6 protein-coding genes are annotated in these 6,454 nt (G+C 68.9%); 1 reads left to right on the top strand and 5 read right to left on the bottom strand.

The features are described 5' to 3' along the window. Positions 1-101 precede the first annotated feature (101 nt). From AX737_RS02370 to AX737_RS02350, 5 genes are all read right to left on the bottom strand, one after another. Positions 102-1,136 (bottom strand): MoxR family ATPase, encoded by a 1,035-nt coding sequence (locus AX737_RS02370; protein WP_066918710.1) that lies wholly within the window; start codon positions 1,134-1,136, stop codon positions 102-104. A 62-nt stretch (positions 1,137-1,198) separates the two neighbouring features. Continuing rightward, positions 1,199-1,480, bottom strand: a complete 282-nt coding sequence (locus tag AX737_RS02365; protein ID WP_066918708.1) for a methanol dehydrogenase [cytochrome c] subunit — start codon at positions 1,478-1,480, stop codon at positions 1,199-1,201. A 65-nt stretch (positions 1,481-1,545) separates the two neighbouring features. Next, on the bottom strand, positions 1,546-2,136 hold the full coding sequence (moxG, locus tag AX737_RS02360; protein ID WP_066918706.1) for a cytochrome c(L), periplasmic: 591 nt from the start codon (positions 2,134-2,136) through the stop codon (positions 1,546-1,548). Positions 2,137-2,170: 34 nt separating this feature from the next. Beyond that, on the bottom strand, positions 2,171-3,082 hold the full coding sequence (moxJ, locus tag AX737_RS02355; RefSeq protein WP_066918704.1) for a methanol oxidation system protein MoxJ: 912 nt from the start codon (positions 3,080-3,082) through the stop codon (positions 2,171-2,173). Between the two features lie 157 nt (positions 3,083-3,239). After that, the gene (locus AX737_RS02350; protein ID WP_066918702.1) at positions 3,240-5,126 is read right to left on the bottom strand and encodes a methanol/ethanol family PQQ-dependent dehydrogenase; all 1,887 of its coding nucleotides are present in this window, start codon (positions 5,124-5,126) and stop codon (positions 3,240-3,242) included. A gap of 359 nt (positions 5,127-5,485) precedes the next feature. On the opposite strand from AX737_RS02350, the gene AX737_RS02345 reads away from it, so the two are divergent. After that, positions 5,486-6,334, top strand: coding sequence for a serine protease (locus AX737_RS02345; RefSeq protein WP_082772829.1), 849 nt, complete (start codon positions 5,486-5,488; stop codon positions 6,332-6,334). The last annotated feature ends 120 nt before the right edge of the window (positions 6,335-6,454 follow it).

Genomic DNA, 6,454 nt, shown 5'->3' with positions numbered 1-6,454 from the left:
GGGCCCGCCGGCGTCGCGCCCGCGATGGGCGCCGAGGCGGTTCCCGCGCGCGCGCCAGCGCGGCAGGTAGAGGATGTCGGCGCCGGTCCGGGGCTCCTCGCTCACGGAGCCGGCACCGTCTCGAACACCGCCCGGCACAGCGCGGGCACGATCTCGCTGCGGTGCAACTCGTGGATCGGCTCCAGGAAGACGCGGTGGGCCATCACCGGCTCGAAGACCGCGCGGATGTCCTCCGGCACCAGCCAGTCGCGCTCCTCCAGCCAGGCGCGCACGCGGGCGGCGCGGACGAGCGCCGCCACGCCGCGGGGCGAGGCGCCGCCCTGGACGAGGCCCGCCATGTCGTCGATGCCGGGAAGCCGGATGCCGGCTTCGTGCGGGCGGACCAGAGCCTCCCAGAGGGCGACCACGTAGGCTTGAATCGCCTCGCTCGCCCGCACCCCGTGCTGGATCGCCGAGGCGATGCCGCCGAGCCGGGCGGGATCGAGCAATCCCGTCGGGATGCCGGCGATCAGCCCGTCGGTGTCGTGGAAGCGTGGGTCGAAGGCCAGTGCGCGGCGCGTCGCGGGATCGCGCGGCGCCTCCATGCCGATCTCCATCAGGAAGCGGTCGCGGGCGGCGGCCGGCAGCTCGAAGGTCTCCTCGCGCTCGACCCGGTTGCGGTCGGCGAAGACCTGCAGGAGCGGGAACCGGTACTCGCGGTTGAAGGCCTGGAGGCTGCGCTCGGCCATCAGGCGCAGGAGCAGCGCGTGGACCTGGGGGCGCGCCCGGTTGATCTCGTTGAAGAAGAAGATCGCGAGGTCTTCGGACGAGCGCAGCACCGGCCCCGGCTCGACGCGCGGGCGCCCGTCCTCGGCGAGGTAGGTGTGGTAGACGAGGTCCGTCGGCATCATGTCGACCGTGCCCTCGACGCGCTCGTAGGCGCCGCCCATGGCGCGGGCGACCGCGCGCAGCAGCGTGGTCTTGCCGACGCCGACATCGCCCTCCAGCAGCACGTGGCCGCGGGCGAAGACCGCGATGGTGACGAGGCGGATGATCCGCTCCTGCCCGAGCACCGCGCCCGCCACCGCCGCCTCGAAGGCCTGCGCGGCGGCGCGCCAGTCTGTCAGCATCGCGTCGCCGCGGCGGATGTCGTTCATGGATGCCCCTGGCAAGGCGCGCCCGCGCGAGGCGGGCGCGCGCGTCGATCAATTGCCGATCTTCAATTGCCGATCTTGGCGACGTCGTACTCGAACTTGCCGGTCTTCTTGGCGTTCTCGATGCGCTTCTTGTTGCGCTCCTCCATGCCCTTGATCGACTCGGCCTGCTTGTTGAGTTCCTTCGGGTCGTGCTTCGGGTCGTACTTCGAGCCGGCGATCTTCTCCGGGAAGCCGGGCTTGGGCTCCCAGCAATTGCCCGGCGCCTTGCACTTGGTGCCGTCGTAGGCGAGCGCGGGGGCGGCCAGCGCCAGGGTCGCTCCGAGGGCGAGGATCAGGGTGCGCATGCGGTTTCCTCCTTGGGATGGGTGCGTTCTGGGCGCGCCCGGGGCGCGCGGTGTCCTGCAGGGCCTCACTCCAGCGGCTTGCACTGGCCCTTGGCGTCCTGCGGGATCTTCTCGCCCTCCTTGTAGGGCGTGTAGGCCTTCTTCTGGTCGGCGGTGAGCCAGACCGCGTCCTTCGCCGGCCCGGTGTAGAGATGCCGGATCCAGGCGATGGTCTGGAGCATCTCGTCCGGGGTCAGGTTCTCGTTGTGCGGGCCCATCATGCCGTTGGCGCCGCCGAAGATCGTGGCGAACAGGCCCGTATCCTCGGTGTTGGACGGATAGGTCCAGTAATTGTCGTTGAGGCCGGGCCCGAGCTTGCCCTCGGCCAGGTGCCCGTGACAGCCGGAGCACGAGGTGGCGTAGAGGCTCTCGCCGTTGCGGAGACACGACTTGTCGTCGATGTAGAGGTTCTTGCCGGTCTCGAAGAAGGTCTTCACGGCCTGGGTGTCGCGGCCGCCTTCCTTGCCCTCCGCGGTGTTCAAGGGCTCGCCCGTCACGGTGTTGCGGAAGACGATGCCGGTCTGCGGCCCGGCACTCGGCTGGGCCAGTGCGGCGAGTCCGGCGCCGGCCAGCGCGAGACCCAGGAAGGCAGCGAGCGTTTTCTTGGTCTTGATCATGCGGGGATCCGGATCGCTCTCTCGCCAGAGGGGGTCAGTTCGAGGCGGGCGCGACCGGCACGCCCTCCTGCTTGAGGATCGCGTCGATCTGGGGCTTGGCCTTCACCAGGGCTGCGTCGAGGGCGTCGCGGAGCGCCGTGTCGTCCCGGCGCACCCCCATCGACTGGTCGAAGACCTGCGGCATCCGCTTGCCGTCGCTGCGGGTGGTGTCGTCGGGCACTGGCGTCATGCGCAGCTTCACGCTCGAATCGCGCACGTAGCGGGCCACGTCCGGCGCGAAGGCGACGCCCACGTCGGCCTTGCCCTGCGCCACCTCCGAGACCATCCGGGCCGGATCGATCTGGGTGTACTGGTTGCGCGGCGCGCGGAAGTTCACCAGCGAGTAGAGGTAGGCCATGTCCTCCTCGTAGCGGCCGATGTCCTTGAGCATCGCCTCGCCCGGCGTGCCGAAGCCCACCACCATGTGGCCGATGTCCTTCAGGCGCGGGTCGGACCAGGACTTCACGTCGAGGTCGCCGTCGGCCTTGGTGAGGAAGACGTAGCCGGCCCGGTAGTAGGGCTTGGTGGCGAGCACCCGCTGGTCGTCGGAATCGAGGCCGACGACGACGTCGCAGGTCTTCTTGTCGAGGCCGTCGCGCACCGCGTAGACCGCGGGCTTGCCGGAGAACACGAAGACGGGCTTGCGCCCCATCGCCTCCGCGACCGCGACCGCGATCCTGTTCTCGAGCCCCGAGCCGTCCTTCAGCGAGAGCGGCGGCTGCTCGGCCGCGCAGATGCGCAGGGTGCCGGGATCGGCGGCCTGCTGGGCATCCTTGGACTGGGAATCCTTGGACTGGGAATCCTTGGCCGCGGGCTCTTGCGCGGCGGCGGTGCCGCCGAGGCAGGCCAGGGCGATCAGGAGGGCGGCCGGACGGGCCGCGCCGTGTCGTCCGATGACGCGCGACATGATGGATCTTCCGTTTCCTCGGGGTTTTCTCGTTCGGCGCGGCGGCGGGTCATCGCGAGGGAGCATGGCGTGCCCCTCTTCGCTTCGTCCTGCGCCCGGTGGCTTGGGAAACCCCGCCGGCTGAGAGCCGGCGGGGCGTCCGTTCGCTGAGCGGGCCTTACTTCTTGGCGGCCTGCTGCTCGTACTCGCCGACGTTCGGGTCGTCGTAGGGGTTCTTGCCGTCGAGCGAGAACACCATCACGCCGCCGCCCATCTGGGTGTAGTTGGCGAGCTTCTTGAAGGCTCCGACCGCGCCGAGGCCGGCGGTCGGGTCGGCGAGGTCGAACACCAGGCCCACGCCCGGCCATCCGCCGACGCCGTAGTAGATGGCGACGTACTGCGTGCCCTTGTGGCTGTAGGTCATCGGGTAGCCGATCGCGCCCGACGGCAGCTTGTGCTTCCAGAGCAGGTCGCCGTTGTCGGAGTCGCGGGCCTTGATGAAGCCGTCGAGCGTTCCGTAGATCACGAGGTTGCCGGCGGTGGCCGTCGTGCCGCCCCAGACCGCGAAGCGCTCCATCTTCTCCCAGTTGAACTTGCCGGTGATCGCGTTGTAGCTCTTGATCTGGCCAAGTCCCTCGTAGTTCTGCCGGTCACCCTTCGGGCCCGGATACATGTTCAGCGTCGCGCCGACGAAGAACTGACCCGCCCGGTAGGGCAGCATGAAGGGCTCCCAATCCATGCAGATGTGGTTGATGCCCATGAAGAAGGCCTGACGCTTCGGATCGTACGAATCGTGGCCCTGGTTGTGGTAGCCCATCGCCGAGGGGCAGATGTCCTTGGCGAGGTGGTCCATCCGGGTGCCGTACTCGGGGTCGCGCACCGGCTGGCCGGTCTTCAGGTCGACCGACTTGAACACGTTGACGGTATCGTCGATCTTGTCGGCCGAGACGAGCGAGCCGTCCGTCCGGTCGAGCGTGTAGACGATGCCGTTGCGGTCGGGGTGGGTCAGAAGCTTGCGCATCTTACCCGACTTGTCCTTCTGCTCGGACAGCATCATCACGTTGACGCCGGCATAATCCCACTCGTCGTGCGGGGTCTTCTGGTAGCCGAACTTGGCCTCGCCCGTGTCGGCGTCGCGGCCGAAGATCGTCATCGTCCACTTGTTGTCGCCCGGACGCATGGTCTCGTTCCACGGCGCCGGGTTGCCGGTGCCGAAGTAGATCAGGTTCGTGCCCGGGTCGTAGGCGTACCAGCCCCAGTTGGTGCCGCCGCCGATCTTCCAGGCGTCGCCCTCCCAGGTCGCGGTGCCGAGGCCCTTCTGGCCGTAATGGGCGTTCTTGATGTTGAAGTCGTCGGCCAGCAGCAGGTCCTTGTCCGGACCCGTGGCGTAGGCGCGCCACTTCTGCTCGCCGGTGCGCACGTCGTAGGCGGTGAGGTAGCCGCGCACGCCGAGCTCGGCGCCCGAGGAGCCGATGATCACCTTGTCCTTGACCACGTAGGGGGCGATGGTGAGCGTCGAACCGACCTTGATGTCCGAGTTCTCGACCTTCCACACCGTCTCGCCGGTCTCGGCGTTGAGCGCCGCGACGTTGCCGTCGAGCTGCGTCTTCAGGATGAGCGCGGGCACCTTGCCGTCGCCCGGCCAGTAGGCGAGGCCGCGGTTGACGAGGTCGCAGCAGGCGACGGCGCGCGCGGCCGGGTTCTGCTTCGGCTTGTCCTGCCACAGGATCCGGCCCGGATCGTTGAGATCGAGCGCGAAGGTGTTGTTCGGGAACGAGGTGTGGACGAACATCTTGCCGTCCACCACCAGGGGCGCGCCCTCGTGGCCGTTGAGCAGGCCGGTCGAGAAGCTCCAGGCGGGCTTGAGGTTCTTGACGGTGTCCTTGTTGATCTGGGTCAGCTCGCTGTAATTGTTCGAATCGTAGTTCTTGCCGGGCATCACCCAGTTCTCGTCGCTCTTGGCCATCTCGACGAGCTTGTCGTTCGCCTGTGCCGTCGCGGCGAGGCCGAGGGGCGCCATCGCCATCACGGCGAGCACCGAGACCGAATTCAGAAGCCTCAACATGTGCGTCTCCTTGCCGTCTCGTTCCGTCTCTCGACCCCGTGGTCTCGCGGAACCTCTAGCGTCGGAAGTCTGAAGCAGATCCGGGATCAGTCCCGACATCTCCGCACTTTCTAAGAAGAGAAGCTTGCGTTCTTATCTTATGAAGTGCTTATTACTGCCTCAGTCCCCAATATTTCTAAGACGAAGGATCGGCGCGTGTCTGCGGGAAGGCGGTCATTTTAGGCCGGGAGCATCCGGCAAGTCGCGCCTGTGCTTTGGGCATGTGGCAACACGGTTCTTGACCGGCTCGGCGCCCGCGCCAACACTCGGGTGACGAGGGGTGCGGCAACGGTGCACCGGCGGCGCGGGGGGCTGAAACGATGAGGGCAGTGCGCGCGCGCCGGCCGCATTCCGGGTCCGGGATCGCCCTCGCACTGGCCCTCGCGCCGCTCGGCCCGCTCGCGCCCTCCGTCGCCGCCGCGCCGGATGCGGCGCATGTCCGGGAGGCCGCGCTCTACCCGCGCGACGGGCGCCGCGAGATGGGGGGCGAGGATCATCGGCGCTTTCCCGGGGCGGGCGTGCTCTGGTGCCGGCGCTCGGACGGCGTGCCCCAGAAGGCCGCCGCCGCGTGGCTCGTCGGCGCGCCCGATCTCGTGGTGCTGAACGCCCACAATTTCCGCGATCGGCGCCTCGCCGTCACCCGCGCGGTCTCGGATTGCCACTTCCAGATCGGCGGGCGGAACTACGCTTTCGTGGCCGCCTCGCTGCAGATCGGCACCGCGCCCGACGCGCAGGCCCTCCACATCACCGACGACTGGGCGCTGCTGCGCCTCGCCGGCCCCGTCGAGGGGGTGCGGCCGCAGCCGGTGCCGGCGGCGCCCGACCTCGCGCTCGGGCCGGTCTCGATCCCGGTCACGATGGTCTCACCCGGGGGGCACGGCAATTTCGAAGGGGGCAGCAGCCTCGAATCCTGCACGATCCACTTCGTCGATCCGCCGGGCGAGGACGCCATCCGGCGGGTGCGCCACGATTGCAACGACGGGTACGGCGGCTCGGGATCAGGGCTGTTCGACGAGGGCGGCCGCCTCGTGGCGCTCCAGAGCGCGTCGCTCTCCATGAACTCGCGGCGGCCGTTCGACGTGGAGTTCCACTACGGCTCGGCGATGCTGTTCGAGGGCGCGCTCCTGGCGGCGATCCGGGCGGTGGCGGGGGACAGGCCGGCGCCGTGAGGACGGGGGCTGCGGCGTAGGACCGCGCGAGGGCGGCTCAGGAAAAGGCTCGTTCGCCGAAGCTTCCACCGCTCTCCCTCCCCCTCTGCGGCAGGGCGATCGCATATGCCGAGCGAGCCT

Origin of the sequence: Methylobacterium sp. CCH5-D2, assembly GCF_001556475.1 — a bacterium.
Lineage (GTDB): Bacteria > Pseudomonadota > Alphaproteobacteria > Rhizobiales > Beijerinckiaceae > Methylobacterium > Methylobacterium hispanicum.
The sequence above is the reverse complement of the archived record's forward strand: the minus strand, read 5'-3'. Positions and strand labels throughout refer to the sequence as shown.

What these genes read in the sequence shown, in the direction of transcription:
- AX737_RS02370 (WP_066918710.1), bottom strand. Translation starts at nt 1,136, where the DNA reads ATGAACGACATCCGCCGCGGCGACGCGATGCTGACAGACTGGCGCGCC.
- AX737_RS02365 (WP_066918708.1), bottom strand. Translation starts at nt 1,480, where the DNA reads ATGCGCACCCTGATCCTCGCCCTCGGAGCGACCCTGGCGCTGGCCGCC.
- moxG (WP_066918706.1), bottom strand. Translation starts at nt 2,136, where the DNA reads ATGATCAAGACCAAGAAAACGCTCGCTGCCTTCCTGGGTCTCGCGCTG.
- moxJ (WP_066918704.1), bottom strand. Translation starts at nt 3,082, where the DNA reads ATGTCGCGCGTCATCGGACGACACGGCGCGGCCCGTCCGGCCGCCCTC.
- AX737_RS02350 (WP_066918702.1), bottom strand. Translation starts at nt 5,126, where the DNA reads ATGTTGAGGCTTCTGAATTCGGTCTCGGTGCTCGCCGTGATGGCGATG.
- AX737_RS02345 (WP_082772829.1), top strand. Translation starts at nt 5,486, where the DNA reads ATGAGGGCAGTGCGCGCGCGCCGGCCGCATTCCGGGTCCGGGATCGCC.